Genomic DNA, 220 nt, shown 5'->3' on the forward strand with positions numbered 1-220 from the left:
TGCGCCTTTAGTTAGTACTATCAGCTTTCCAAATTGTTAAAGAACAACACTTAACCGGCTTGCGGTGTGTTTTACTCACCTTCCGAAGAAGTTAACAAGTAATCTGTGTGAACACTCACATGCATTGCTGCACTTTAGGTATTGAGTTAGTCGTATAGGTAAGGAGGTGATCCAGCCCCAGGTTCCCCTAGGGCTACCTTGTTACGACTTCACCCCAGTC

1 rRNA gene is annotated in these 220 nt (G+C 45.0%); it reads right to left on the reverse strand.

From position 1 onward, the window contains the following. Window positions 1-159: 159 nt before the first annotated feature. Window positions 160-220: ribosomal RNA gene (locus tag H5123_RS20475) — 16S ribosomal RNA — on the reverse strand; the annotation flags it as partial.

This window comes from Shewanella sp. SR43-4 (genome assembly GCF_014163845.1).
GTDB lineage: Bacteria > Pseudomonadota > Gammaproteobacteria > Enterobacterales > Shewanellaceae > Shewanella > Shewanella vesiculosa.